This window comes from Paenibacillus sp. OV219, from assembly GCF_900110075.1.
Lineage (GTDB): Bacteria > Bacillota > Bacilli > Paenibacillales > Paenibacillaceae > Paenibacillus_Z.
Window position 1 is genome coordinate 171,003 of record NZ_FOCJ01000002.1, and the last position, 24,935, is coordinate 195,937.

Sequence of the window (24,935 nt, forward strand, 5' to 3'; positions counted from 1 at the left end):
TATGATTAAATTGTCAAAACGATTGCAGCAAATTGCTGATTATGTTTCTACTGGTTCGCGTGTCGCAGACATTGGCTCTGACCATGCGCTCCTTCCCGTCTATTTGCTGCAGAGCGGCACATGTCCGTCTGCCATCGCAGGCGAGCTGAATACGGGCCCGTTTCAAGCGGCTAAACGTCAAACGGCCGAAGCTGGCCTGTCGAAAGTGATACATGTCCGTCAAGGTGACGGGCTTGCCGTATTGAATCCAGGTGAAGCCGATACGGTGACGATCGCTGGTATGGGGGGCGCGCTTATGGCTGACATACTTGAGAATGGCCGGAAGGCAGGCAAGCTCGAAGGAGTTAAAGAGCTTGTGCTGCAGCCGAATGTCGGCGAAGAAATTGTGCGCAAATGGCTTACAGCGCATGGTTACGTGCTGCAGAACGAGACGATTTTGGAAGAAGACGGACGCATCTACGAAGTACTTCATGCGCTGCATGGTGCACATAGCTTAACCGGTAAGTCTGTCGAGAGTGTTTATGACGCTGAGTTCTTAGCGGCTAATCTGTCCGAAGCGACGAAGCGGGAGTGGCTGTACCGGATGGGGCCGTACTTGCTTCGCAGTAACGAAGAGCTGCTACATAATAAGTGGCAGCATGAGTATGGCAAGCTTGAACGGATATCCAAACAAATGGAACAATCGGAGCTCGCAGAATCCCGTGACAAGCAGGCACAGCTGAAGCAAGAGATGGATACGATCCAGGAGGTGCTGTCATGTTTGCGAACGGCCAAACCATTGTCCAGCTCCTAGAACAGCTTGCGCCGAAGCATATCGCGATGGAGAATGACAAGATCGGCTTGCAGCTTGGAACCTTGCAGAAGGAAGTCAGCAAAGTGCTCGTTGCGCTCGACGTAACGGATGAGGTAGTCGATGAGGCGATGGCAATTGGCGCTCAGCTTATTATCGCGCATCATGCGATCATCTATCGTCCGCTGGCGAAGCTCGACACGTCGACTCCTGCCGGTAAGCTCTATGAGAAGCTGATCAAGAACGATATTGCCGTGTACATCGCACATACAAATCTCGATGTCGCTGATGGTGGTATTAACGATTGGATGGCGGATATGCTGGGCATTCCAGCAGAAGGCCGTTCATCGCTTGAAGACGTGCATACCGACAAGCTGTATAAGCTCGTCGTCTTCGTCCCGAAGAGCCATCACGAACAAGTTCTGCAAGCGATCTGGAATGCCGGTGCCGGTCAGATCGGCAGCTACAGCCAGTGCAGCTTCAATATCGATGGCATCGGCACCTTTAAGCCTGGCGACAGCGCGCAACCTTTCATCGGCGAGCAAGGCAAGCAAGAGCGGGTCGAGGAAGTGAGAATAGAAACGGTTGTGCCGCATAGCGTACACCGGAAAGTCGTTCAGGCGCTGTTGAAGGCTCATCCGTACGAGGAGGTTGCTTTTGACCTCTATCCGGTTGAAATGAAAGGCCGTGTATTTGGTCTTGGCCGTGTCGGCAAGCTCGCGGCATCCGTGAAGCTGAGGGAACTCGCAGAGAAGGCAAAGGAAGCGTTCGACGTGCCTGCGTTACGTGTCGTTGGCGACTTGAACCGGGATGTGCGCAAAATTGCGGTGCTTGGCGGGGCAGGCAGCAGATATGTGCGTCATGCTTTATTTGCAGGCGCAGATGTGCTCGTGACTGGCGATATCGACTATCACACAGCACATGATGCGTCCCAAGCTGGCCTTGCGATCATTGATCCGGGCCATAATATCGAGAAGCTGATGAAGCCGCGCTTGGCAACATTTCTGCAGCGGGAATTGCAGCAGCGCAAGTATGCAACCGAAGCAATTGCGTCAACGCTGAATACAGAACCATTCCAATTCCTGTAGAGGAAAAGTTTCTTGCTTGAGCTTTTGCTCAGATCTTAGTATACTGTGTTGTACGCGGAAAGTTTGACAGACAATCGCTGGCGGCCTTGTTGCTGCGAGAGGAAAGTCCGGGCTCCGTAGGGCGAAGATGCTGGATAACGTCCAGTCGGCGCGAGCCGAAGGATAGTGCCACAGAAATGGACCGCCGATGGCTAGCTGCTTTAGCTAGCACAGGCAAGGGTGGAACCGTGGTGTAAGAGACCACGAGGACCATTGGTGACAATGGTGCTGGTAAACCCCATCTGGAGCAAGACCGAGAGAACGTATATGCCCTTGCCCGGGGCGCGTTCGGGTGTGTCGCTTGAGCCGATTAGCAATGATTGGCCTAGATAGATGATTGTCGCTTCATAAGTGGGAGGGTAGCCCCCGTTTGACCACGCGAAGTACAGAACCCGGCTTACGGCAAGCTTTCCACAAGCTCAAATAACCCGCAAGGCATTATGCCTTGCGGGTTATTTCGTTGTTTGGCAGCTATTACGGCTGCGTCGCTATTCGTACTGGCTCGCGATCTGCGCTAATCTGCGTTCTACGAGAGCAGGGAACTGCTGCAGCGACAGCTTGGATTGCTGAGCGGCTTGAAGAGCTCGAACAATATCAATTTGCCCATTGCCAAAATAATTGTCTTTCCCTTTGTTACCGAGATCCTTCGCAGTCTTGCGCATAATGTCCATGACCTCGACGTTCGTGAGGTCCGGATTAATGGATCGAATAAGCCCTGCGAGTGCCGCGACATGTGGGCTAGCCATCGAAGTGCCGGAGAGCGCCGCATATTGGCTGCCGGGATACGTACTGGCAATGCTCATGCCAGGGGCAGCAACGTCGATATAGTCGCCGTAGTTCGAGAAAGGCGATCTTGTCCCATCTGAGTTCGTTGAAGCGACTGCGAATACTTCCGGATAGGCTGCAGGATAGCCCGGCCGTTCTGTATTGTCATTGCCACTTGCGGCGATGAGCACAACGTCATGATCGAACGCGTACTTGATTGCATCGTGCAGGAATGCCGCTTCTGCATAGTTGCCAAGACTCATGTTAATGACTTTGGCGCCGTGATCAGTCGCCCAGATGACGCCTTCCGCTACCGTATACGTGGAGCCTGCACCGCTGCTGTCGAGCACTTTGACCGGAAGTACTTTGTTATACCAGGTCAGACCTGCAACACCTTCGCCGTTATTGACGGCAGCGGCGATAATGCCGGAGACATGAGTGCCATGGCCGACATCATCATCTGGCGGGCTGTCCGAGGCGACGAGATTGGTCCCTTGCGCAAGCTTACCTTTCAAGTCAGGATGATCCATCTGCACACCGGTATCCAGTACGCCGATAAGAACGTTGTTGCTTCCTTTGGATACATTCCAGCCCTTCTCGGCCTCAATAACCGGCAGGTTCCATTGGTACTCCGAGTAGAGCGCATCGTTCGGAATAATACCGGAGCTGCTCGAAGTTTTGACATCGTTAGTCATATATAAATAGTGTGGCTCGGCATACACGACATGCCAGGTATTGTTAAAATACCGGATCATGTCTTCGGCTTCCATAATGCGCGAGCGGAACACATACGTGTAACCAAGCTTCTTAACCGTTAGCGCGGTAATGTCCAGCTTAATACGAGCAAGATCGTCAACCGTCGGCTCCTGGCGGAATTTGACAACCACTTCATTCTGGTGATAATGGCTGGCATTGCCGTTATCTTCACCTGTCTTCACCGTAATATCAACCGTTGAATTCGGCTTTACAGATTCAATCTTATATTTGCCCTCCGCAGGATAAGGAACGAGGCGCATGTTGCGCCGTTGGTGGCTCTCAACGTGGGTTACGATGTCCTGCAGCAGAATGCCGACTATCCCATCGCCTTTATCGCGCGCGTCCGGTTCGCCGATGACCATGTAACGGTGGCCGTTGGTTTGAATGGGAGCGGAAGCATAGGCTTCTCCTCTAAGGACATGCTCACGGGCCTCAGCAAGCGGCTTAACGAGCTCAGTTTGATTTGGCTTGGTGCCTTCCGTAATGGATTGCCCCTGATGACGCCACCAAACGTAGATCATCTGCTTATGCATGCCCATCAAATGCTTTAAATGAGCTTGGTTCGTTGTATGAGACGCTTCGTGCTTGATCAGCTTCTGGAAATTTTTCGCACACTCCGATCTGCACAGCAGAGCAGTTGCTTCCATATCCCTCTGCACGGTTTGGAGCTTCATCTGTTTTTCCTTATGCACAGACATCGTTCGCAGCTCGGATTTCTTCTCTTTTGTTGCCGAATTTGGTCCGCTGAACCAAGGGGTTAGCGGAATGAGCAGGGCAAGAGCTGCCAGTACGGCAAACCAACCGATCCACTTCCTTCGCGTCATCGTAATTCCTCCCTGAATAGCTTGCAGTACGCTGTATGTCTTAGAGTAACGAAGCATGGGGGAAAATATACGACTGTCTTGTGACATAAGGCAGTACCATCTGTTCTCATTTTGTGGTATCATGTTCATGATTTTAGATTGTTTGCGATGATGAAAGGGGATCTACCACAATGCCTTCAACTAACGTAAAAGCGATTAGCGAGTCAACAAGAGAAAAATTAAAACTTGCTGTCGGCCATTTGGAAACGTTTCTAAACCAATACGCGCTTCCACAGCTAACGTCAGAAGATCAAGGAAGCGATTCCGAGCTTTTCTATAAAGGTTTGTTGGCTGATTTACGCCATATGCTCGTTTTCTCTGAGGTTGCTTATGAGAAGCTTGGCGTAGCGCTGAGACGTCCTAATTTCGATACTGATTTCGCTGAGCGTGGACTATACGACGTGTATCATCAATGTGTTAATGCATTCTTTTATCCGAAGAACGAATGCTATTCCGAGGATGGCCGTTACGCATACACAGGACAAGATGCGATCCGTTTCCGCAAGAAGCCGATCCGTGCAGCGCGTGACATCGTACTTACGATTTCAAAAATTTTCGAAGAACTTCGCGATGATCTTTCGTACTACGAAAGCGACTATATGACTCAGCGTCGCATGCAGGGTCAAAAATAAGGAAAGCATATTACACCCCCGGTACGGGCAACTTGATACCGGGGGTGATTTTTATGCCGAAGGGCGTAAGCTGCAGTGTTGCCAACTGTTCATTCTGGAAAGACGGAAACCAGTGTGGCGCTAACAAAATCGAAGTCGACATCGATAGCCACGCAACTGCTCATTTTGGTGCTGAATTTGCTCAGGAAGGCTTTGGCGGCGAGCATCAAGACACCGCGAAGTCGAGTGCATCGACATGCTGTCATACGTTTAAACCGAAGGAGTGAGTTTGATGGAGCGTGAATCGGAAGGGCATAATTTGCACAGTCCGCATGATGACACATCAACGAATCCTTTGTACCATCCTGACATGAATGCGTATAACGAAGAATATGCTGCTGAGATCGCTGTGCCGCGTTCCGTCAACAGCTTTTATCCAAATCAGGACCGATATCCAAGCTCTGAGCGGGTAAGGCTGACGAACGAAGCCGTGCGTGAAACGAAGTCTGCAGGCCGGGCAACCGGATGGGCAGGATTCATTATCGCAATACTTTCATGGATTGTATGGCCTGTCTTGCTTGGCGCTACTGCAATTGTTCTTGGTTTTATCGCTTACCGGCAAGGTGCGAGAGGGCTCGGCGTCTGGTCGATTACGCTTGGCTTCATCGCAGCTGCAGCTTACTTGGTCCTCGTTCCCATTTATTATGCAATAACGTAGTAAGGAAAATGGTGATGCAGCTTTGTGCTGTGTCACCATTTTTTTTTGTTCACTTTAATTGCAACGGATCGGAGCAGCCGAATGATTCTGGAGAAGTAACAGCGATCGTAAGAACATTCGGGTGCGAAGTGAGCATGTTGCCTTAAATCTCTTTTTCGATTAAACGTCTAGGTCTAATGTCTCACTAGCGATTCTAGTGAAAAAGATGTAAAATGGTGTTAATTACTGTCGAACTCACTAGAGTTATGGAGGTACATCATGAGCATTGATCCGCGCATTATGAAATCGCTGCTTCAGCTGCAGCTCATGCCCAGCTTGGATTTGAACGGAAATGACAACGTGCTGTCAGCTACAAGTGGGACAGACGGCTCGTCTATGTTTGATTCCTTGCTACAACAATATATGGCAGGTGGCGCTGGCATGACGACGACGGACGGCTTGAATGGAGACATCTCCTCATCCCTTGGGACGCTTTCTCTTGGCGCATTAGGCGGTATCGCACCGATGATTGCTAATGCAGAAGACATCGGCAACGATTCCACAGGAAATAAGCCAACCGATTATGATTCTATTATCAATGATGCAGCAGCAAAATATGGCATCGATCCTTCGCTCATAAAAGGCGTTATACATACGGAGTCTTCATTCAACCCGAATGCGGAATCTTCCGCAGGGGCGAAAGGGCTTATGCAGCTCATGGACGGCACGGCGCGCGGACTTGGCGTCAGCGATTCCTTCAATCCTGAGCAGAACATCGAGGGCGGCACACGTTTCCTTGCTTATCTGCTTCGCAAGTATGACGGGAATGTGCAATCTGCCCTTGCAGCATATAATGCAGGACCGGGCCGCGTAGATCGCTCGGGCATTACAGGCAGTGCGAATTTCGACGATCTCGCGCATCTGCTCCCGAAGGAAACGCAGCGTTACGTTTCGAAAGTGTTGAACCAAGCGGACAAATATTCCATTTAGATTTGGCTATTAAGGAAACAATACAAAGATCACGGTGAAATGCTGGCTAAGCTAGCTTTACTTCCGTTGATCTTTTTCATTTGTTCAGCAGGAGAGGGAGCTAGAAGCATGTATTATTTTGACCACGCCGCTTCGACGCCGCCACATGAAGAGGTCATTCGAACGATGGCGGAAGTAATGGCGAAGCACTATGCGAATCCATCCTCGCTGCATAGAGGTGGGCATGAAGCGGGCAACTTGCTGGAACGCGCCAGATCGGTCATTGCGTCGGTGTTTCGAGGTACAGAGCCGAAGGAGTGGATCTTCACCTCCGGGGGAACCGAGAGCAACAACATAGCGATTACAGGAGCTGCCCGTGCCTCCAGCAAACGGGGCAAGCATATTATAACGACTGCGGTCGAGCATCCATCTGTTTACGATACATGCCTCGCGTTGGAGCGGGAAGGATTCAAGGTAACGATTTTGCCAGTTAACTCAGATGGTATAGTTTCAATTGAAGTGCTCGAACAAGCGCTAACCGATGAAACCATTCTTGTTTCAGTGATGCACGTCAACAATGAAACAGGTGCGGTACAGCCAATCAGAGAGATAGGAGAACTGCTGAAGCAGCACCGCTCAACCATATTCCACGTAGATGGTGTACAGAGCGTAGGCAAACTACCAATAGATCTGCAAAGCTGCGGAATTGACTTGTTCTCAGCATCTGCTCATAAAGTGAACGGGCCGCGCGGCGTTGGACTGCTGTATGTGCGCGCAGGTGTCATACTGGAGCCGCTTTACCACGGCGGCAGCCAGGAGCGCGGACAGCGTCCAGGCACCGAGAATGTCGCAGGCATAGTTGCAGCGGCAAAAGCATTCCGTATGGCGCTTGAGAGCCAACCTGAGCGGGCTGAGCGTATGTATGCCCTCAGAGAGCGACTGCTGGCTTGCATCTCGGAGATCCCGGAGCTTATTGTGAACGGCGTCATAGACCATTCAGCAGGCGTCGCAGCTCCCAATATCGTTAATTTTTCTTACCCCGGCATGAAGCCGGAAGTCATCGTGCATATGCTCGAGAAGCACCGAGTCTTAGCATCCACGAAGTCCGCCTGCTCGTCAAAGAGCGACGATCCGAGCAGAGTGCTGCTTGCGATGGGAGCATCCAGAGAACGCGCTGCAAGCGGTATTCGTATCAGCTTCGGCGATGAACATGGCGCTGCCGAGCTGGAATGGCTGTGCCGGATGCTTCATATGGTCGTACAAAAGTTAAAGCCGCTGGAGCGGAAGGAGTGACTAAAACAGCATGAACCCAGATATGATCTTGATCCGTTTTGGTGAATATACGATTAAAGGCAAGAATCGAGGCATGTTTGAGAAAAAGATGCTGCAGCAGGTTAAGCGAGCTATAGCATCCTATACGGCAGTCAATGTATCACATTCATTTGGCCGTATTTATTTGGAGCTAAACGGAGAGCCCTATGCTGAAATTGCTGCGCGGCTGAAAGATATTTACGGCATCGCATCCTTCAGTCCGATTCGAAAAATCGTGAGCGAGCTCGAGGAAATTCGCAGGACAGCAGTGGAGGTCATGCAATCGCTCCCGAAGCAGCCGGCAACCTTCAAGGTCGCGGTCAAGCGAGTGGATAAGAAGTTCCCGCATGATACCCAGGAGCTGAACCATTTGGTAGGCGGGTATGTATTACATGCATTTCCGGGCTTGAAAGTGAATGTGCGCGAGCCAGAGGTAGAGCTTCGCATCGAAATTCAGCCTGAAGGCACATACGTCTTCAGTGAGGTTGTTCCGGCAGCTGGCGGCTACCCTTATGGAACGAACGGTAAAGCGGTGCTGCTGCTCTCAGGCGGCATTGACAGCCCCGTAGCAGGCTATATGGCGATGAGGCAGGGTCTTGAGCTGGAAGCGGTGCATTTCCACAGCTATCCGTTCACAAGCGAGAAAGCGAAGGAGAAAGTCATCGATCTTGTTCGGAGACTATCGCACTACAGCGGCGTGCCGATTAAGCTGCATATGGTTTCTTTCACCGATATTCAAACGGCGCTTGCACAGACCGACCATGATTCGCTTATTATTACACTAATGCGTCGTTCGATGCTTCGGATTGCGACCCAGCTTGCTGAGAAGGTTAATGCTCTCGGGATTGTTTCAGGCGACAGCTTAGGGCAAGTGGCGAGCCAGACGCTCAGCAGTATGAATGTTATCGGACGGACAACAGATCTTCCGCTACTGAGACCGCTGCTGACGATGGATAAGAATGAAATTATCAAGATTGCACGGCAAATCGATACATTTGAGACGTCGATTCTGCCATATGAGGATTGCTGCACGTTATTCGTGCCAAAGTCACCAAGCACCAATCCGAATCTTGCCACTGTTGAGCAGTGTGAGGAAACGATTGCAAATCTTCACGAGATGATTGCGGAGGCGGTTGCAACGACCGAGGTGATGAAGATTTCACCGGAGAAGCCGACTGTCACCCAAACGGCCGGCGAGGATCACTGGTTCTAACTTACAAAAAGAAAAAGCGGGGACCCTAATGGGTTCCCCTGCTTTTTTCCATACTGTTCGCTTTGCTTCGTGATGTGTTCTTCCATAATCCCGCAACGATGATGACGATGACCAGAAGAATCAAGAACGACCATTCGAACGCTGGATTGTCCTTGAAGAATTGTTCCAGCTTGATCTCATGCGTAATCATCTTGGCGGCTGTGTAAGCAAGTACACCAGAGCCGACATAAACGATCCATGGGATGCGGTTTATCAGCTTGATGAACAGCGTGCTTCCCCAGACCACGATCGGAATGCTGATGATAAGTCCGAGTAAGACGAGCGGTACGCTACCGTGTGATGCGCCTGCAACTGCAATAACGTTATCGAGCCCCATTGCCGCATCTGCTATAATGATTGTCCGAACAGACTGCCAGAGCGTGTTTCCTGCTGTAATATTGTCATGTTCTGCATTGTCGACAAGTAGCTTATATGCGATCCACAGCAGTAATATCCCGCCTGCGAGCATTAGCCAAGGCACATTGAGCAAGTAGACGACCAGCACAGTGGCGATTGCGCGGATACCTACGGCTCCGACAGTGCCCCATATGACGGCTTTCGTCTGCTGCTCCTTCGGGAGCTTGCGTGCGGCTAGACCAATGACTATGGCGTTATCACCTGCGAGTACAAGGTCAATGAAGACGATCGTGATGAGTGCAGTTAGAAATTCCAGTGATAAGATGTCCATTATGAATCCTGTCCTCCTTTCGGGCGAGCTATGATGTTTCTCGATTATACGGACGAATGAAAAAAAGGATTCACAAAAAAACATAACCTGTCCAATTGGGACATACCGTTCATAAATGGAAGCTTTCCAAGGAGGCGGTAGAGCAATGGACAGTTTGATCATTTTTATCCAGATTATATTTATCAATGTGCTGCTAAGCGGTGACAATGCCGTCGTTATAGCTCTTGCGAGTCAGCAACTTCCTCATGCCCAAAGGAAAAAAGCAGTGCTGTGGGGCGCGGTTGCAGCTGTTGGCCTGAGATGTGTCCTTACTTTAGTTGCGCTCACGCTTCTGCAAGTGCCCTATCTGCAGGCAGTTGGAAGCTTGCTGCTCTTCATGATTGCCGTTAAGCTGGTGACCGATGCTTCCGGACACGCCGAGCAATTTCACAACATGCGCAAAGTTACCTCCCTCTCAAGCGCCGTTCGAACGATCGTCATTGCTGATTTTATTATGAGTTTGGATAATGTGCTTGCCATTGCTGCGGTTGCCGAAGGAGAACCCGTCCTTATTCTGCTCGGTATCGCCCTTAGCATTCCGATGATAATATGGGGAAGTCAGTTATTAAGTACCTTATTGCGTAAGTTTCCGTCCTTCGTATATATTGGCGGTGGACTGCTCGGATACGCAGCCGGTGAGATGCTTGTTCACGACCCTGCGATTCATGATTGGCTCACCGGTTCGCTCGCTGTTTTGACTAAGGCGATTCCGCTCTTGTCCATTCCAATTGTCATAATTGTGGCATTGCTGCGAATTAAAAGATAAGGTAAACTATATTTTTGAGTAAATATTTCAGCTGACACTGGTTTTTTGCCGTGTGTTCCATTACACTAGTAATGTTAAAAGTGCCAAAGAGAAGGAAGGAACATAGGCATGTCCAGAAATCAATACACCGTTGGTCTCCTTTTTCTGATCGCCGGTGCTGTAATCTTACTCGGAAAGATCGGCTTTTTCTCGTTCATCGGAACGAACTTCTGGCCGTTATTTTTGTTAATCCCCGGTATTTTGCTGCATGTGCTGTTTTTTGGACGGCTGCTTCCGCCTTTCGTGCTTATACCAGGTGCGATTTTGACAATTAATGCTTTCTTATTTTTCTTCTGCATTGCATCTGGATGGAGCAATATGCAGTATTTGTGGCCTATCTTTATTGTCTCGGTCGCAGTAGGATTATATGAGTATCATTTGTTCGACACGTACCATCCTAAATTACCGCGCACACTTGCCATTATAATGCTTCTAACAGCAGCATCCTTCTTTGTTATTATGCTTGTGTGGGGCTGGGGTATGTACCTGATTGCGGCAGTGTTCCTTGCAGTCGGCGCATGGCTAGTTGTAGGGCGCAAAGCGCGCTGGTAGTAGTGCAATTGTTTAACACGTTTGATGTAAGCTCAGAGACAACAAACTAAATATAAAAAAGTGGAGTGGATACTCGTAATGCAAGCAAGAGAAAACATCAGAAATATTGCCATCATCGCGCACGTTGACCATGGTAAAACAACGTTAGTTGACAAACTTCTTCAACAATCCGGTACGTACCGCGATCATGAAACAGTACAAGAGCGCGCAATGGACTCTAATGATTTGGAACGTGAACGCGGCATCACAATCCTGGCGAAGAACACAGCAGTTAACTACAAGGATTACCTGATCAACATCGTGGATACACCTGGACATGCCGACTTCGGCGGTGAGGTAGAGCGGATCATGAAGATGGTAGACGGCGTTCTTCTTGTCGTTGACGCCTTCGAAGGTTGTATGCCACAAACGAAATTCGTATTGCGTAAAGCGCTTGAGAGCAACCTGACGCCAATCGTCGTATTGAACAAAATCGACCGTCCGAACGCAAGCCCTGAGCAAGTTGTCGACGAAGTGCTTGATCTGTTCATCGAGCTAGGCGCGAACGATGAACAACTGGAGTTCCCAGTTGTTTATGCTTCGGCCCTTATGGGTACTGCCAGCATGAACGTTGATAAGCAGGACGAAAACATGCAGGCGCTGTATGAGACGATCATTGAGCAAATTCCTTCACCGACGGAGAGCGTAGAGGATCCATTGCAATTCCTCGTAACGCTGCTTGATTATAATGAGTACCTCGGCCGTATCGCTGTTGGTCGTGTGAACCGCGGTGTAGTTCGTCAAGGCCAATCGGTTGCTGTTATTAACCGTGAAGGTGTGACGAAGCAAGCGCGTATTGAGAAGCTGTTCGGCTTCCAAGGCTTGAAGCGCGTTGAGGTTGAAGAAGCAGGCGCAGGTGATATCGTTGCGATTGCGGGTATCCGTGAGATCAACATCGGTGAAACGATCGCCGATCCACAGAAGCCAGAAGCGCTGCCGGTTCTGAAGATCGACGAGCCGACATTGCAAATGACATTCCTCGTCAACAACAGTCCGTTTGCGGGCCGCGAAGGTAAATGGGTTACGTCCCGTAAACTGCGTGAGCGTCTCTTCAACGAGCTTGAGACAGACGTTGCACTTCGTGTTGACGAAACAGATAGCCCAGATGCATTCATCGTTTCGGGCCGTGGTGAGCTTCACCTTGGTATCCTGATTGAGAATATGCGTCGTGAAGGCTTCGAGCTTCAAGTTTCCAAACCAGAAGTTATCATAAAAGATATCGATGGCGTGAAGAGTGAGCCGTATGAGCGTCTACTCATCGACGTACCTGAAGAAAGCATGGGCGCTGTTATGGAGAGCCTTGGATCGCGTAAAGCCGAGATGGTCAACATGATTAACCACGGAAACGGCCAAGTGCGTATCGAGTTCATCATTCCTGCGCGTGGCTTGATCGGTTACCGTACGAACTTCTTGACACTGACTCGCGGTTACGGCATTATGAACAACGCGTTCGATAGCTACGGCCCGCTTGCAGGCTCATCGGTTGGCGGACGTCACCAAGGCGTGCTGATCTCCAGCGAGAATGGCCTATCGACGTTCTATGGCATGCAAGGTGTCGAAGACCGCGGCTTGCTGTTCCTGGAGCCAGGTGCTGAAGTATACGAAGGCATGGTCGTAGGCGAACACAATCGCGATAACGACATTATCGTCAACATCTGTAAAGAGAAGGCTCTGACAAACATCCGCTCCGCAGGTAAAGATGATACTGTACGTTTGAAAACGCCAGTGTTGTTCTCCCTTGAACAAGCGCTCGAGTACTTGAACGACGACGAGTACTGCGAAGTAACGCCGAAGTCGATCCGTCTTCGTAAGAAGATTCTTAACAAGAGCGAGCGCGAGCGTGCGGAGAAACAACGTAAAACAGCTGCAGCTGCGCAAGTATAATCCAGTCATAAAGATTTCAATTAAATAATCCTTGCCGAGAGCGGCAAGCATGACGTTCAGGCAGGGTAACAGCGACTTCTTTCGGTGAGCAACCGATAATGAAGCCGTTGATGCCCTGCCGTTTGCGTCACAAGACATGCCGTATTTTAAAAGGCTAAACCGGAGGTTGAAGCTACCATGCAAAGCTGGTTTCACAGTCATCCCATATTGACGTATTTCATTATTTTAGCACTTACGATTTATATTTTTAACGCGGTATTTCGGGTTAGCCGCTTGCCGATACTGAAAGAAATACTGGTGCATCTCGTGATGGCACTCGGATCCTTCGTTCTGTTCGTTCTGCAATTCGATAAGCTGCCGATTATTCAGTGCATGTCCGTAGCGGTGCTCATGATGGCGATGCTTCGCGGCAGACAGCTGTATGATAAGATTAAAGGCAATGGCAAGCGTGACGGTTCCGATCCGGGAGGGGCTTAATTTGCGACTTGAGGATGCATTGTTCAACTGGCTGCAAATTCAAATTGTGGCCAATGCAAGACCGGATGATCATGCTGCTGCCGACACACGTGACTTTTTTTTGGAAATTTTGACGGAAGATCACCATGTTGAGAATTTGCACATACATAAGGTCGACGATACGATGATTCATCTTCGGTATGACAAGGATGGCCGCGCCAAGCTTCAGATGATTCCCCGTGAATCCGGTGAACAGCTTCTCCAGGATATTAATGAAAACCCGAAATACAATTGACGAAGGTGGAAGTCATGAATAGCAGATCAGCTAAGTCTGAGCAGAAACGCAAGCAGGGCAAGGGCAAGGGCAAATACTGGCTTCGCCGGATCATGGTCGTATTTCTGGTACTCTTAATTGGAGTAGCAGGTTATCTGACTTATATTTATAAGGTGTCGAAGGATGCGCTCGGTGATATAACTACGGACGCCGATCCAACGATCGTTATTCCGAAAGACCAATCAGTCAAAGTAAAGCCGGTTACCATTATGCTGCTTGGCGTCGATACTCGCAAAGAAACAGGTAGTTTGAACACCGATGTTATGATGGTCGCTACGTTCAATCCACAGTCGAAATCCGCTGTCGTTGTCTCGATTCCGCGCGATTCGATGATTGAGCTGTCCGGCTATAGGGTTCGAAAAGCGAACGCGTACTACTCGAAGTTTCTCTCCAATGCTCTTCATGAAGACGGATTGAAAAAGCCAAAAGCAGAGAAGCAAGCCAAACAGGATATGCGCACGATGTTCAGCAAGTATTTCAACATTCCCATTGATTACACGGCAACGATTAACTTCCAAGGTTTCGTTGATGTCGTCGATGCGCTTGGCGGCGTTGATGTAGACGTCGATATGGATATGCATTACGTCGATAATGCAGACGGTACGAATATTGACTTGAAGAAAGGTGAGCAGACGCTGAAAGGCGATGATGCGCTTGATTTCGTCAGGTATCGTAAATCGAATGACGGCACGAATATGTCGAGCGACTTTGACCGCAACAAGCGCGAAAGCCAAGTGCTAGGCGAAATTGCTGATAAGCTGAAATCGTTCTCCAGCGTGACGAAGATCGCCGGGGTTATTAAAGCGGTTGGCAACAATATGCGTATGGACATTCCGACAGGCGAAGTGCAGAACATGATTTCTACGTACTTCGGAATAAGCCGAAGCAATATTACGTTTATTCCGCTTGAAGGCGTGTGGAAGAGCCCATACGTAAGATTGAACGAAGCGAAGCTGGAAGAAGCGAAGTCGGCGCTACAGTCAAAACTAGCTGAATGACGGTGGTAGTACAAACCCTCCTATGCTATAATGAAAATACCGAAGCAGACATGTCGACACTGTAGCAAGGAGGGTATGCGGATGTCCGAATCCGTCACCGTACTTACTGACGAGCTGTTGTATGGCCTACCACAAGTGGGAGCGCCATTCGTTCTTCCGTATATGCTGGATGCGAGCGACGATTATCCGACCTTGAGCTTCATATCGCGGGTTGATGCGGTCAACCGATCTACCCTGCGGTCTGTACGACTCGACGGATGCTCCCGCCCTACAATGTACATGGCTTCGCCGTATGATGATGTAAGCATAGCTGTGTTTGCGCCGGGAACCGTACAAACGAACTACGGCACAGCAGGGCTTGTACCAGAGGCTCTTCATGAGATGCCTCGCAAGCACGCGGAATTCGCCAACGAAATCGCTTTCATTTGCGATGCGATGTTAGATGGCGTGCGCTTGTCCGCAACACCTGGCCTTGAGAAAACGTATGATCAAATAGCTGCAGACAAGCTGGATGGACAGGTGTTTGCTGCGATGAGAAAAGCCTAGTGACTTATCACTAGGCTTTTTGTGTTCTTATACGGTTTCTCACAAACAGCGACGGCGATGGTGCGATGGTTAGTCTTAGAGCTTGGGGTGAGAGCCTTTCTGATTCGCCTTATTCGGCTCCTCCATCTTCATTGGTTGAACATCACGTGGCAGCTGCGGAACGATCCGTCCGATAATGTCGGCCATCTCTTCGGCGATGCCGGCAAACGGCCTGCCTCGTTTCATATCGGCTTGTACTTCCTTCAGCCGCGTCGATAGATCCATATCGGCAGTAACGACGGCGTCAATGCCATAAGGGTCTTTATGGAACGCTTCCGCAACGGCATATTTGATCGTACCTACTCGTGAACGATCCAGATTGCCTGCCACGTCGATTCCGACAACCGCCGTATTTTTGAATACGACACAATGAGCGGCTTTAACGCCGGGAACACCGCGCGCTAATGATTCCAGATGAGCTGCAACCTGCTTCGGACTGCTAATTTGCTTCTTCTGTGGAGCGCTCTGTTGTGCACGTACGCGATTATCATTCTGTGGAGAGGGTGATGTCTCGTTGCGGGCGACAGTGTTACAGCCTGTTGCCAGCAAACAAAGGATTATAGCGGACACCAGCCACTTGCTCATATTCGCCACCTGACCTTTCTGCATTCGCACATTCGTGAAACGTTAGCATTCGCCACTATAGGACGACGCCAGCCGTTTACACGTTCTCCTGCATAGTTTGCCTAATTGCCGGTAGCGCTATGTATGCCTTTGAATGATAATTTCCAACGCCAGGAGGGCTCACGATTGAAAAAAATATTCGTGCTCGACACCAATGTACTTTTACATGATCCGCAAGCGATCTTTGCATTCGATGACAACGAGGTCATTATTCCCGCGGTGGTGTTGGAAGAAATCGACTCAAAGAAAAGGCTTGCTGACGAGCTCGGCCGCAATGCAAGACATGTGTCGCGGCTGCTTGATCAGATGCGGATGATTGGCCATCTGCACGAAGGGATTGGACTCGATAACGGGGGCGTTCTGAAAGTTGAATTGAATCATCGCAGTTTTATTCGGGTACAGGAAATGTTCGGCGAGATGTCCAACGACAATCGGATTCTAGCCGTCGCACTCAATTATCATTTAGAGGAAGTAGATAAGGGAAACTTGCGTCCGGTCATTATCGTCAGTAAAGACGTGCTAGTACGAATCAAGGCGGATGTGCTCGGGCTTGAAGCGCAGGATTACTTGTCGGATCAGGTCGTAGCGCCATCGGATGTATATACAGGGTATTTAACGTTGAAGGTGCATCCATCGGTCATTGACGAATTCTACACGTATCGCTTCCTCACCATCAAAAATTTGCTGCTTGGTACGAGGCTGCATCCGAATGAGTTCGTCATTCTGCGCGATGAGATGGGCACTTCTAAATCAGCGCTGCTCAAGGTGAGCCAGGACGGTGCAAGGCTCGAGCCACTCTACTTAAGCAATGATCCGGTATGGGGGATAACGGCACGCAACGCTCAGCAGCGAATGGCGCTAGAGCTGCTTCTAAGCGATGATATCCCGCTCGTGACGCTGACTGGCAAAGCAGGCACAGGAAAGACGCTGCTTGCGCTCGCAGCCGGGCTGATGAAGGTTGAGGATGAGCATAAATACAAGAAGCTGCTCATTGCGAGGCCGGTCGTCCCAATGGGCAAAGATATCGGGTATTTACCAGGTGAGAAGGATGAGAAGCTGCGTCCGTGGATGCAGCCGATTTATGATAATTTGGAGTACCTCTTCGATACGAAGAAGTCGGGCGATATTGATAAAATATTGATGGGGCTCGGCAGCATCCAGGTGGAGGCGCTGACCTACATTCGGGGCCGTTCCATTCCGGGGCAGTTCATCATTATCGATGAGGCACAGAACTTAACACGGCATGAGGTAAAGACGATCGTCTCCCGTGTCGGGGAAGGCAGCAAGATTGTACTGATGGGCGATCCGGAGCAGATCGACCACCCGTATCTCGATTCGATCAGCAACGGCCTCACGCATATCGTGGAGCGGTTCAAGCAAGAGAGTATCAGCGGCCATATGACGCTCGAGAAGGGTGAACGCTCCAAGCTGGCGCAGCTGGCTGCTGACTTGCTGTAAGTGTAAGCCAAGTGCTAGAGGATAAGCTCAGCGCGACAGTGGTAAGCGCGAGCGATGCCTTCCATAAGCGGGATGTGATGACGGTCGACGGCGATGAGCCATCGGCCGTCTTCGCTTGGCAGCTCGGCTAGGGCGTGCTCACTAGCCTGTTCGAGTGCGGCTGTGAGTTCGGAGGTGCCCTCGTGTGCTGAAGCCGCTGGCGCATAGAGGCTGACTACTGCTGCAAGCTGCAGATCGAGGAAATGGTTGTCCGATCGCGTTACAATGCCGTAATCGGTAAACAGCAGTGGATTAGAACGCCAGCCCGGATCGTCGAGCAAGAGCCATGTGCCGCACTCGCATTGCACCTTATATTTGGCTGTAAACGCGATAAAGGCATCGCCATCCTCGGAAGTCTGCACGAACAGCATCGTCTTGTCACGGTCGATCAGAGTGACGATATCGGCAATGCCTTTCACGATTTGCGCATAGTAGCCGGGTTGTTTGTCTTCGGGCAGCTGCATTTCAACACTGTAGACCGTCTGCATCCTGTTTCTACTCTCCTTAAATGGCGTTAATCATAGCTGAAGGTAATCTTATGGTATTTATTGCGAAGACGCAACGAAACGTTATGAACATCAAAAGAGACGCGACAAAAAAGCGCTTTCTTGCTACAATATTGCTTAGCTCAAATAGGCGCTGATCAAGGAGGGACAAGGTGTCACGGAGAAGATATGTCATGCTCGTGCTTAGCGTGTTTACGATCTGTACGGCGCTGCTTGTTCCTATGTTCGGCAAGCCGGGTTCGCCAGTCACTCCAGCAAACGACGGCATCCCTTGGGCGAGCAAGCCGGAAGTGATCGATGGCGGTGATGATGCGAATAAGACGACGTTGTCGATTGCCGTGTCTATGGATACGGATGAATATGACTATTGGAAGAAACAAAATCAGTTGTTCGAGCGGAGCCATCCGGAGATCAGCATCAATATGACCAATATTCATGGCAAGGATGCCGATGAAGCGCGCAAGCAGGCGGCGGACGCGAACGAGCCTTACGATATGATGCTGCTCGACAATGATCGGGTCCGCGAATTCGCCGTACAGGGCTTCTTGCTTCCGGCAGATGAAGTTGTTACAGGTGATGCTGCTGCCGATCAATTGGAAGCGCTAACAAGTGTTGTCAAGTGGAATGGGTCGTTGTGGGGCGTGCCGCTGGATTGTGATCCGCTGCTCATTGTGTGGCAGAAGGAGCTGCTGAGATCTGGCGGGCTCACCTCGCCGCCTGTAAATTTGCAGGCACTCCGTTCTGTGCTGGAGCAGCTTGCGCAGTCCGTGGCGGAAGGTGTAAGTCCGTTCAACCTCAATACAGCGGACGGGAAGCAGATGATTGCATGGCTCGGTATGTTTCGGGAGAATGGCGAGCCAGCAGGCGACTTGTCCGCATTCAATCTTAGCGAGAAGCAGCAGCTCCAGTACACAGCAGAGCAGGAAGGGATTATCTATCGACTTGATCCGGTGCAGCAGAAAACGCAGCTGATGGAAGCTTTTCAAACGGGTAAATTGTTGTCAGCAGTCATTCCTTGGTCCGTCTATCAATCGCTATCGAACGACCAGAGAAGCTTGCTGATGGTTAGTTCGTTGAATGGACCGCTCGTGCGAACCAATGGCAGAAGCTTTGTGTTAATGGCTGACACGGAGAAGCTGACCGAAGCAAGAGAATATATTAACGAAGTGACGATGACAAGCGAACAGCTTGACAGATATAAACGGATCAAGCGGCTTCCTTCGCGTATCTCTGCGATGACCAAGGAGTACGAGTACAGCCTGATTACAGATCGGCCGCCGCATTTTCTCGTGAACTTGCTTGGGCAGAGTGCACAAGCGACTTCGGATCCGGCTTGGCATGAGCGGTGGGAACGCTTCTCGCAGATATGTGCTCAGCTTGGCGGCAATGCGCGACCTTTCAGTAAATCGGTTGCGTCGAAGTTTATCGCGCAGTGGAACATGGAACCAGAAGAAAACGGCGCCGAGGCGCCGCTTCAAGAATCTCTAGAAACTAATACCCAGCTTAACCACTAATTGGCCATTCTCGGTCGTTACTGACTTGGTCTTAAGAAAAGGGACCATCTTGGACGGATTGAAGCCAAGATCGAATTCACGTTCCAGCTCTCGTCTGGTTGTATCAGGGAGCGCCAGTCCGTTGAAGATAAGCGCGTCGACATGGAATAGTATCGCGCCGTTCTTCTCCAGCGTATAGTGCCCGTCCAGTTCAATGGACATATCCTCGCGTTTGCCGGAAACGATGACGCTATCCTCCTTGAAAACGAAGGAGAAGTTGTCGAAGATCGGGTTCTGCTCGCGAAGGAAACTGTTGAGCTTCGCTTCCGGCACGTTAAGCGTGTAATTGAGGCCGTCGATGGACAGCATCTCTTTATCGTTCTGAATCCACCCCGGCATCTTGCCCATCGCTTTGGAGAGAGCATTGAAGTATCGCCTGACTTCAACGATTCCGGTATCTTGCCAATAGTTCGTAAATTCATTGATAAGTGTACGCAGCTTGTCCGAATCGGAACGACCGCTTAGATCAGAATTAACCTCATTCTGCAGAGCAACGACGCGATCCCGCTGTGTCTTCAGCCTTGTCTCGACATCAGTAAGCTCCTGCGACTTCGTATCCAGTTTGCTGATGTTTTGCTTCAGCTCTCGATATTGCTTCGTGTATGTGTTCAAGGTAAGCTTATCAGAAGAGAAAATAAGATCGAAATAATCAAGCAGCGTAAACAATTCAGATAAGTTGTCAGTGTTAAAAATAGCCGTGAGCAGAAAATCCCGCTCTCCGGTATAGTAGGCGCGGAGCACTTTGCCGGCATTCTCGCGCTGCTTCTCTATCGCCTGCTCCTGCTCGGAGAGCTTAGTCTTCGAAGTCGCTAGCTGAGTGGTGATCGCCTGCTGCTCCTGCTGAATTCGTGTTATTTCTTTGTCGATCTCGACGACGGAGAGACTCTTCTCCAGGATGCGTCTAATTTCTTCATCCTTAGGAGTTGCTGGGTCTGCGAGCACGGGGATAATCGTCAGCCAGCAGGCCAGCAGGCCGATGACAATCGCAGCGCTCCGGCGGCGCTTTATTCCTTTCACGCAAGGCTCCCCTTTCTGCTCTGTCTTGTTGGGACGCTTGCCCGCATGCACTACTATATGCTGCGACCGAATCTATTATATCTTGAAGCAGTAATTTTGTCGTTGATTTGGAGGCTGCCGCATGAATCAATCGGAGCGTTTGACCGCTTCCATACATAGAGCGATAGAGCAAAGCGATCGTTATGGCTGGATATCCCCGCTTCCTGATACTGGCGAGGAAATTCGCTGTATCTCGTTTCGCGATTATATGGATCGCTGTCTCTATGACGAGACAGATGGATACTATAAGTCAGGTAAAGTCCGGGTAGGCAAAGAAGGCGATTTCTACACGAGCTCGCAGATCGGATCGTTGATGGGAGAGAAGCTTGCGAGCTGTATTGCCAAGCTGATTGACGGCGCGGAGCAAGACCCTCATCTGACAATAGTGGAATGGGGAGCGGGCACAGGAGCGCTGTCTAGGCAGATGCTGACGGCTTGGCTCGATTCGTCTCTCCCTTGGCTGGCGAGGCTGCGATATGTGGTCGTCGACAGTAATCCTGTGCATTTAAACGAGGCGCGAAACCAGATGGAACAGGTACAAGAGAGGATCGGGGAGGAAGGCGTTGTTGTCTTCATGTCTCCCGATGAAGCGCGAGTCGCATTAAGGAATGGGCAGGAGAAAGGAGAGTACAGCCTCGTCGTTGCCAATGAGCTGCTTGATGCGTTCCCGGTTCACCGAGTTCAACAGAAGCATGGACGATTATGGGAGCTTGGTGTTACAACGGCTGTATCCGTGAATAATAGAGAGTCGTTCGAGTATGTACTTATGCCGCTAACAGACGATGGAATCTCAGCCGTGCTGAAGCGTGACGGAATCCAGCTGAAGGAAGGTCAAATTACGGAGGTAAATCTTGCTGCGGAGCAATGGATTGCACAGATGGGGGAGCTAATTCCAGAAGGCACGCTGCTGCTAGTCGATTATGGCCACGAGGCAGCGGAGCTGACCGCGCCGCACCGGATGCACGGGACGATGCTCTGTTATAAGGACCATGTCGCGTACGACCGGCCATTCCTCGCTCCTGGCGAGCAGGATATTACTGCGCATATCAACTTTACCGGTTGCAAATCCGCTGCAGAAGCATCCGGCTGGCATGTCCATTATTATGATACGCAGAAGCAGTTTCTCATTGATCATGGGCTGCTGCAGGATCTCGCTTCGCACGACGGTATGAATCCGTTCAGCGAGGCGGCTAGGCGCAATCGTGCGATCCGCCAACTGCTGCTCAGTGACGGGATGAGCGAATCGTTTAAAGTGCTGATGCTTCGCAAATAGGCTGGAATCATGCAAAAACGGCTTCGCTGTCCTAGACAGGCGAAGCCGTTTTGTGAGGTGGCATCAGCTGAGTATAAATCATATCGGAATTTATACGTTCTGATATTTGAAAAAGGCTGTTTCGATTGGAGAGCTTGTCTCCTCGAAACAGCCTTTTGGCTATTGGCCAGAAAGTGATGTGCCGTTTTATTAGAATGGGTTGCCCATTACAAAAACGGTCCAATACGTGAAGCCGACGAACGCGATAAACATATATCCCCAGAACATCAGCATATAGGTTCTTTCAGAAAAGTTCAAATAGCCTAACAGGACAAACACAGCGGTTTGAATAAAGAACAAGAGCGACATCTCGGTCATATGACCTGCAAACGCCATAAGCGCGATTACAAGCGTCCAGAAGCCGAGCACTCGGAACATTCGTGCCATGATTTCATCCCCCTTCTTGTTAGTCTCTGGTCCATTTTTCTATTGCCCATTATATCGTTTAAGGTAACAAGTGTAAACTGTTTCAAACGTGACGAATTGGCAAACTTTTTCGTTCCTTTAGCCCCTCTGATAGAAGTTTGCTTCATTTTGTGAAAAAACATGTATGAGCCTTAAAAAAAATGGATATACAAATTAGTATCCGATAGATTCTATGAACTCTACCAAGGGCATAGAGATAAAGTAAGCGCCTAATGTTAGGAGGTTTTGGTTGCATGACAGCAGTCAGACAAGATGCCTGGAGTCCAGATGACGATCTCATCCTGGCCGAGGTAACGCTGCGGCATATTCGTGAAGGTAGTACGCAGCTAGCCGCGTTTGAAGAAGTAGGAGAGCGTATTGGCCGAACCTCGGCCGCCTGCGGATTTCGCTGGAACAGCTGTGTCCGCAAACGCTATGAAGATGCGATACAAATTGCAAAGCAGCAGCGCCAGAAGCGGAATTATATGAAGAAACAGACGTACGTCGCTACGCCGCATGTGTCCTCCATTAATTTGATCGACACCGACGAGCGAGTGTACAAGAATGATCCGTTGACGGAAGAATCGTTATCTATTGATACCGTTATCCGGTTTCTACGTCAATGGAAAGGGACTTACCAGGAGCTTAATCGTCAAATCAAGACACTTGAACGCGATTTGCGTGAGAAGGACGAGGAGCTTTACACGTTGCGTGAGTTGAATGAACGCTTATCGCATGAAGTGAACAATGCACAATCCGATTACCGTGCAGTCAATGATGATTACAAAACATTGATTCAAATTATGGACCGTGCGCGTCGGTTAACGGTGCTGACGGAAGAAGACGATGCAAAGCCTCGCTTCAAAATGGATGCGAATGGCAACCTGGAACGAATTGAATAGTGCGCCTGTTTGAAGGCAGATCTCAAAAATCTCACCGGACCTGTATAGGAGCGGCGAGATTTTTTAGTTTGTATCTGATACGATGGAGCTATACATAACGCTTGAAGTGGAAATAGGGAAGAGGTTACCACAGTTGAAAATGATAGTTGTCGGCGCCGGAGCACTCGGTCTGCTCTATGGCGCAAGACTCGCGCGGGCAGGTGTGAACGTACTGATGCTTACGCATTCGGACGAGCAGGCTGAAATGCTGAATGACGAAGGGATTACCTTAGTTGAAGCTGAGAATCTCATAAGTCGTATCTCGGTGAAGGCGGCTTCCTTGCATTCCTATTCAACTGCGGTTGAGGCAGGATTGGATGAGAGACACAGGCATGAGAAGTTCGATTGGATCTGGATCGCAGTGAAGCAGGCACATCTCGATGCAGCAATGCTAGCGCAACTGGCCTTGCTGACAAGTCGTAGTCAGACGCCTATCATAGCCTTACAGAATGGGATCGGGCATATGGACAAACTGCGTACAGTGATGCCGCAAGCGCCTATGTACACGGCCGTCACGACAGAGGGAGCGCTGCGAGTAGGCGGAAATACGGTGCACCATACGGGAAGCGGGAGCATCATGCTCGGCATTTGGCCGAAAACTGAAGAAAAAACGAGCAAACATCAAAAATTGTTGCTAAAAACGATGCAAGGTGCAGGAATTGAACTAATTCTGTCGAATGAGATTGAGAATCGTGTTTTCCATAAATTGCTCATTAATGCGGTGATTAACCCGCTAACAGCTATATTCGGTGTGCGAAACGGCGACCTGCCGCTTGATCCTCAGCGCAGACGATTTATGGAGGCGCTTCATCTGGAGAGCGAGGGAATTCTGCTTGCGTCCGGAATGGCAAGCGAAGGTGACAGCTGGCAGCGTGTTCTGCAGATCTGCGTAGCGACTGCGCGCAACGAATCGTCCATGCTGCGCGATGTGTTGGGAGGGCGAATCACCGAAGTGGATTGGATCAATGGAGGCATCATTTCACTAGCGAGGAAGCAAGGCTTGCCAACACCTATGAATGATGCGGTTATGACGATGATTAAGGCACTTGAACCTAATGTACCTAATGGTTAATCTGCTACATACGAGAGGGGCGAACTAAGAATGCTGTGGATTTGGGAGAGCATTAAGCACATCTATGCATTTTTGGCCGTTCTTCCGATTATACCTTTTGTACTCGTTTATTTTGGCTATGCTGCATATACTGGCGACCGCAAGCAAGCGTTCCGAATTGCAATGGACGTGACGACAGCGCTGCTCATTGGCTGCGTGGCGGTGCTATTTAACCTTTTATTCAAAAGCAATTTCGGACTTTACGGTATATTGCTCGTGCTTCTGCTTGGCGGCGGATTGCTTGGCAATGCGCAATATCGGTTGAAAGGCAACGTTGATTTTCGCCGAATCATGCGGGCAATATGGCGCCTCGGATTCTTCGTCATGGCGTTCTGCTATCTTATTCTCATGTGTATTGGACTTGGTAAAAGCTTGTTTATGGTATAGTGCTGCAGTCATCGTCTCCCGT

Annotated in this window: 27 protein-coding genes and 1 other RNA gene; 22 read left to right on the forward strand and 6 right to left on the reverse strand. The window is 50.0% G+C overall.

Annotated elements, in window-relative coordinates; genetic code table 11:
* Position 1: 1 nt before the first annotated feature.
* The 3 genes from BMY11_RS06540 to rnpB all read left to right on the forward strand — a co-directional run bounded on the left by BMY11_RS06540 (position 2) and on the right by rnpB (position 2,332).
* Complete coding sequence (locus tag BMY11_RS06540; protein ID WP_090573695.1) at positions 2–793, forward strand: tRNA (adenine(22)-N(1))-methyltransferase; 792 nt, start codon at positions 2–4, stop codon at positions 791–793.
* Entirely contained in the window at positions 757–1,878 is a 1,122-nt protein-coding gene (locus tag BMY11_RS06545; protein WP_090573696.1) for a Nif3-like dinuclear metal center hexameric protein, read from the forward strand. The genes BMY11_RS06540 and BMY11_RS06545 overlap by 37 nt, the downstream gene beginning before the upstream one ends.
* A gap of 58 nt (positions 1,879–1,936) precedes the next feature.
* Positions 1,937–2,332, forward strand: an RNA gene (rnpB, locus tag BMY11_RS06550) — RNase P RNA component class A.
* A gap of 73 nt (positions 2,333–2,405) precedes the next feature.
* Here the strand turns inward: rnpB and BMY11_RS06555 are convergent.
* Positions 2,406–4,262 carry a S8 family peptidase gene (locus BMY11_RS06555; protein WP_090573697.1) on the reverse strand — a complete coding sequence of 619 codons (1,857 nt, stop codon included), beginning with the start codon at positions 4,260–4,262 and terminating at the stop codon, positions 2,406–2,408.
* Between the two features lie 170 nt (positions 4,263–4,432).
* Between BMY11_RS06555 and BMY11_RS06560 the strand changes: the two genes are divergently transcribed.
* The 6 genes from BMY11_RS06560 (at position 4,433) to thiI (ending at position 9,102) form a co-directional block, all read left to right on the forward strand.
* The gene (locus tag BMY11_RS06560) at positions 4,433–4,933 is read left to right on the forward strand and encodes a YpuI family protein (RefSeq protein WP_090573698.1); all 501 of its coding nucleotides are present in this window, start codon (positions 4,433–4,435) and stop codon (positions 4,931–4,933) included.
* 53 nt (positions 4,934–4,986) lie between these two features.
* On the forward strand, positions 4,987–5,199 hold the full coding sequence (locus BMY11_RS06565; protein WP_090573699.1) for a DUF1540 domain-containing protein: 213 nt from the start codon (positions 4,987–4,989) through the stop codon (positions 5,197–5,199).
* Positions 5,200–5,204: 5 nt separating this feature from the next.
* A complete protein-coding gene (locus BMY11_RS06570; RefSeq protein ID WP_090573700.1) occupies positions 5,205–5,630 on the forward strand; it encodes a DUF4190 domain-containing protein in 426 nt (141 codons plus the stop codon).
* A 258-nt stretch (positions 5,631–5,888) separates the two neighbouring features.
* Positions 5,889–6,599, forward strand: a complete 711-nt coding sequence (locus tag BMY11_RS06575) for a lytic transglycosylase domain-containing protein (protein WP_090573701.1) — start codon at positions 5,889–5,891, stop codon at positions 6,597–6,599.
* Positions 6,600–6,707: 108 nt separating this feature from the next.
* A complete protein-coding gene (locus BMY11_RS06580) occupies positions 6,708–7,871 on the forward strand; it encodes a cysteine desulfurase family protein (RefSeq protein ID WP_090573702.1) in 1,164 nt (387 codons plus the stop codon).
* Between the two features lie 10 nt (positions 7,872–7,881).
* Complete coding sequence (gene thiI / locus BMY11_RS06585) at positions 7,882–9,102, forward strand: tRNA uracil 4-sulfurtransferase ThiI (protein ID WP_090573703.1); 1,221 nt, start codon at positions 7,882–7,884, stop codon at positions 9,100–9,102.
* 25 nt (positions 9,103–9,127) lie between these two features.
* Here thiI and BMY11_RS06590 read toward each other — a convergent pair whose 3' ends face one another.
* Positions 9,128–9,829, reverse strand: coding sequence for a TerC family protein (locus BMY11_RS06590; protein WP_090573704.1), 702 nt, complete (start codon positions 9,827–9,829; stop codon positions 9,128–9,130).
* Between the two features lie 145 nt (positions 9,830–9,974).
* Here BMY11_RS06590 and BMY11_RS06595 point away from each other — a divergent pair, with 145 nt between their 5' ends.
* The 7 genes from BMY11_RS06595 to BMY11_RS06625 all read left to right on the forward strand — a co-directional run bounded on the left by BMY11_RS06595 (position 9,975) and on the right by BMY11_RS06625 (position 15,482).
* Positions 9,975–10,634, forward strand: a complete 660-nt coding sequence (locus tag BMY11_RS06595; RefSeq protein ID WP_090573705.1) for a YjbE family putative metal transport protein — start codon at positions 9,975–9,977, stop codon at positions 10,632–10,634.
* A 108-nt stretch (positions 10,635–10,742) separates the two neighbouring features.
* Entirely contained in the window at positions 10,743–11,225 is a 483-nt protein-coding gene (locus BMY11_RS06600; protein ID WP_090573706.1) for a hypothetical protein, read from the forward strand.
* Positions 11,226–11,303: 78 nt separating this feature from the next.
* Entirely contained in the window at positions 11,304–13,148 is a 1,845-nt protein-coding gene (typA, locus tag BMY11_RS06605; protein ID WP_090573707.1) for a translational GTPase TypA, read from the forward strand.
* 177 nt (positions 13,149–13,325) lie between these two features.
* The gene (locus BMY11_RS06610; protein ID WP_090573708.1) at positions 13,326–13,625 is read left to right on the forward strand and encodes a YlaH-like family protein; all 300 of its coding nucleotides are present in this window, start codon (positions 13,326–13,328) and stop codon (positions 13,623–13,625) included.
* A gap of 1 nt (position 13,626) precedes the next feature.
* Positions 13,627–13,899, forward strand: a complete 273-nt coding sequence (locus tag BMY11_RS06615; RefSeq protein ID WP_090573709.1) for a hypothetical protein — start codon at positions 13,627–13,629, stop codon at positions 13,897–13,899.
* Between the two features lie 14 nt (positions 13,900–13,913).
* Positions 13,914–14,936, forward strand: coding sequence for an LCP family protein (locus tag BMY11_RS06620; protein WP_256217336.1), 1,023 nt, complete (start codon positions 13,914–13,916; stop codon positions 14,934–14,936).
* Between the two features lie 81 nt (positions 14,937–15,017).
* Positions 15,018–15,482: a PNPOx family protein gene (locus BMY11_RS06625; protein WP_090573710.1), complete on the forward strand. Its 465-nt coding sequence runs from the start codon at positions 15,018–15,020 to the stop codon at positions 15,480–15,482.
* A 75-nt stretch (positions 15,483–15,557) separates the two neighbouring features.
* On the opposite strand, the gene BMY11_RS06630 is transcribed toward BMY11_RS06625, so the two are convergent.
* Positions 15,558–16,106 carry a YhcN/YlaJ family sporulation lipoprotein gene (locus tag BMY11_RS06630; RefSeq protein WP_090573711.1) on the reverse strand — a complete coding sequence of 183 codons (549 nt, stop codon included), beginning with the start codon at positions 16,104–16,106 and terminating at the stop codon, positions 15,558–15,560.
* A gap of 165 nt (positions 16,107–16,271) precedes the next feature.
* On the opposite strand from BMY11_RS06630, the gene BMY11_RS06635 reads away from it, so the two are divergent.
* The gene (locus BMY11_RS06635; protein ID WP_090573712.1) at positions 16,272–17,603 is read left to right on the forward strand and encodes a PhoH family protein; all 1,332 of its coding nucleotides are present in this window, start codon (positions 16,272–16,274) and stop codon (positions 17,601–17,603) included.
* 14 nt (positions 17,604–17,617) lie between these two features.
* Here the strand turns inward: BMY11_RS06635 and BMY11_RS06640 are convergent, their stop codons facing one another.
* Positions 17,618–18,130 (reverse strand): hypothetical protein, encoded by a 513-nt coding sequence (locus tag BMY11_RS06640; protein WP_090573713.1) that lies wholly within the window; start codon positions 18,128–18,130, stop codon positions 17,618–17,620.
* A 170-nt stretch (positions 18,131–18,300) separates the two neighbouring features.
* On the opposite strand from BMY11_RS06640, the gene BMY11_RS06645 reads away from it, so the two are divergent.
* A complete protein-coding gene (locus BMY11_RS06645; protein WP_143069223.1) occupies positions 18,301–19,662 on the forward strand; it encodes an ABC transporter substrate-binding protein in 1,362 nt (453 codons plus the stop codon).
* Here BMY11_RS06645 and BMY11_RS06650 read toward each other — a convergent pair.
* Complete coding sequence (locus BMY11_RS06650; protein ID WP_090573715.1) at positions 19,633–20,718, reverse strand: coiled-coil domain-containing protein; 1,086 nt, start codon at positions 20,716–20,718, stop codon at positions 19,633–19,635. The genes BMY11_RS06645 and BMY11_RS06650 overlap by 30 nt on opposite strands.
* Positions 20,719–20,839: 121 nt before the next feature.
* Here BMY11_RS06650 and BMY11_RS06655 point away from each other — a divergent pair, with 121 nt between their 5' ends.
* Entirely contained in the window at positions 20,840–22,030 is a 1,191-nt protein-coding gene (locus tag BMY11_RS06655) for a class I SAM-dependent methyltransferase (RefSeq protein WP_090573716.1), read from the forward strand.
* 189 nt (positions 22,031–22,219) lie between these two features.
* On the opposite strand, the gene BMY11_RS06660 is transcribed toward BMY11_RS06655, so the two are convergent.
* Positions 22,220–22,456: a DUF2626 domain-containing protein gene (locus tag BMY11_RS06660; RefSeq protein ID WP_090573717.1), complete on the reverse strand. Its 237-nt coding sequence runs from the start codon at positions 22,454–22,456 to the stop codon at positions 22,220–22,222.
* 272 nt (positions 22,457–22,728) lie between these two features.
* Here BMY11_RS06660 and BMY11_RS06665 point away from each other — a divergent pair, with 272 nt between their 5' ends.
* From BMY11_RS06665 to BMY11_RS06675, 3 genes are all read left to right on the forward strand, one after another.
* Positions 22,729–23,376 (forward strand): RsfA family transcriptional regulator, encoded by a 648-nt coding sequence (locus BMY11_RS06665; RefSeq protein WP_090573718.1) that lies wholly within the window; start codon positions 22,729–22,731, stop codon positions 23,374–23,376.
* A 139-nt stretch (positions 23,377–23,515) separates the two neighbouring features.
* The gene (locus tag BMY11_RS06670; RefSeq protein ID WP_256217375.1) at positions 23,516–24,487 is read left to right on the forward strand and encodes a ketopantoate reductase family protein; all 972 of its coding nucleotides are present in this window, start codon (positions 23,516–23,518) and stop codon (positions 24,485–24,487) included.
* Between the two features lie 30 nt (positions 24,488–24,517).
* The gene (locus tag BMY11_RS06675) at positions 24,518–24,913 is read left to right on the forward strand and encodes a DUF3397 domain-containing protein (RefSeq protein ID WP_090573720.1); all 396 of its coding nucleotides are present in this window, start codon (positions 24,518–24,520) and stop codon (positions 24,911–24,913) included.
* Positions 24,914–24,935 lie beyond the last annotated feature (22 nt).